Genomic DNA, 2,467 nt, shown 5'->3' on the forward strand with positions numbered 1-2,467 from the left:
GTGCCGCCATAGCAGGGAGGAAAAATGTCTTTAAGAATACCTTTAAGATCAGAAAAACCAGGAAACGTACAAATATCCGAAAAAGAATTCTGGAGAGAGTCATGCGGGAAATCCTCTATGTCAATGAACGAAGACAGAGAATGGCCGGAAGACGATATGGACTGGTCATTTAAAATTCAAGATGAAAAGCAACTGGAACAATGCCTGCAAATGAAAACAGACGATATACACTGGGATATCTTTAAAGACGCATATGAGTGTCCAGGAGCAATAAAAGTAGATGTCTGGTCATGGGAGACTTTAATGGGAGAAAGATCCTTCTTTTATGTGGAAAGACCACTGACGGCTGCGATTCTGTTAAACAATCAGGCTGAAACTGAAAAATTTGTGGAAGAACAGCCAGTCATAATGAGTCCGGGACTGGAAAGTGCGATTGCTTTTCTGAACGAAGAACGTACTGAGAAATTTATAAAAGAATACGGAGAACTGGCATCACAGGTGCGGTTATCTGCCATTTATGAGGCTCAGAATACCACCCTGCTGAAATATTACATAAAAACACACCGTAGCCGGGATCTGCAGGAACTGAGAACTTATCTGGAATGGCTGAATAACAGGAGAAAAGACAAAAAAAGCATAGAACGAAAGCTGTACGAATGGAACGCATATAACGAGAACGAAAATTTCTGGTTTTTTAAATTATTTGTTCGAACCTTTGAAATAGAAAGAGAGCCAGACATAATAATCATAAGGGATATTCAGCGACGACTTCTGGACTATCTGAGCAGAACGATAATGGCAGAAGGTGAGATGCGTGAAATCTTTTGGACAAACCTGAACTGGGATGATCTGGATGATATGACAGAATCTAAATTTATAAATTGTGTCCGATGTTTCATGTTGTTGACAAAGAAATATGGACCGCTTGATATCACAGATGAAGTACAGGATATCATATCAGGTGAGATCGTTGCACTGGATATGATAAGATTAAAATCTGGCATAAGAAAAAACTTCGTGAAGCTGAACCAGTATGAAGTAAAGATGCCAAAGGATAATGCAAAGGCTGGAATCATGCGTGGGAAATGGCTGAAACGCCTGATGCGATATGCAGTTTCGGAAACACTGTGGGAGAAAACCGATCCGGTCACAGAGTGGATCATATAGAGAGATGACTGGAAACTTGTAAAACGCGCAATCAGACAAAAATATATTGGGAAGGAAAATGCAGACAAACTTCTGGAGTATGCAACCACTGTGGAAAATACAGAAACAGATCCACGAATTGTTCAGTTGCTGCTGGCAGAAAGATAAGATACAAACAGCTTTTGCACAGGGAACCCGAAAATTAATAAATACTATTCAAAAAGAAAGGAACAGGTTACTGAGAAGTAATATCAGCTACAGACCATATGCAAACGTAGATTATGAAAAAATTTATAAAAAAGTAGTAGAAATGGATCCGTCCATGGAAGAATTCATAGACGAAGTAAGAGAAATCGAACTTCCGGAAGATGAGGAAATACAGCAGTTGGAAGCCGGGCTGAGAAAAAAGGACAAAAAAGCAACGGAAAGGCTTATAGAACTGTATACGAGATATGCGGTAAGACTGGGTTTACAAAGAGCGGAAGAGAACGAAATGAATATCATAGATGCAATTTCGGAAGCGCATATAGGGCTTGTTGTGGCAGCAAATAACTACAATATTGACAGATGCGGTATATTTGAGGAATATGCACACACTTATATCATAAGCAGATTTGACAGAAATCAGGAAACAACAAGGAAGACAATGCATTATCCACCTGATCACAAAAGAAATTACTTTAAAGTATACCGTAAACTGAGAGATAATGGATATAAACCTGGAAATCTTAAAGAATCAGAGAAGAAGGAAGCATTTGAACTTCTTCGGAAGGAAACAAATCTGTCAGTAGAAGAGATAGAAATTGCTATGGATGCAATGATTCCGGAAGAATCCATGGAGCAGTATTTTGCAGAAAACTACATAGAAGAAAGCAATTGCTATACAAATGACGTGCCAGAAGAATTCATTACAGAAATGGAAGAAGTAGAGAAAGAAATAGACATTCATAAAGCTGCTGAGGCACTGGATCAGGTGATGGATACACTGGCTCCGAGAGAAAAAGAAATCCTCAGGCTGAGATATGGGCTGACAGATGGAAAAGAATATACACTGGAGGAAGTTAGCCAGAAATTTGGCGTAACCAGAGAACGTATAAGGCAGATTGAAGCGAAAGCATTACGCAAACTGCGTCATCCAGTCAGAGGCAGAATTTTACATAAGTATATAGAATAAAAGGAAAATGACAAGAGTTGACTGACAGACAGGAGTAAAAATGGGCTTGAAATTCTCTGGAACAAACTATGAAGATCAGAATGGGATAGAAAAGTATATAAAAGACGGAACCATTATCATGAGTTCGGAACTGGAGAGCACCATTGC

General features: G+C 39.1%; 2 protein-coding genes. Both read left to right on the forward strand.

The features are described 5' to 3' along the window. The first annotated feature begins 303 nt into the window (after nucleotides 1-303). Nucleotides 304-1,167 (forward strand): hypothetical protein, encoded by an 864-nt coding sequence (locus tag QZL69_RS03830; RefSeq protein WP_118252492.1) that lies wholly within the window; start codon nucleotides 304-306, stop codon nucleotides 1,165-1,167. Nucleotides 1,168-1,468: 301 nt separating this feature from the next. Continuing rightward, on the forward strand, nucleotides 1,469-2,320 hold the full coding sequence (locus tag QZL69_RS03835) for a sigma-70 family RNA polymerase sigma factor (protein WP_291518147.1): 852 nt from the start codon (nucleotides 1,469-1,471) through the stop codon (nucleotides 2,318-2,320). Nucleotides 2,321-2,467: the final 147 nt, after the last annotated feature.

The sequence above is a fragment of the Blautia sp. CAG:237 genome (genome assembly GCF_000436615.1).
Classification (GTDB): domain Bacteria; phylum Bacillota; class Clostridia; order Lachnospirales; family Lachnospiraceae; genus Blautia_A; species Blautia_A intestinihominis.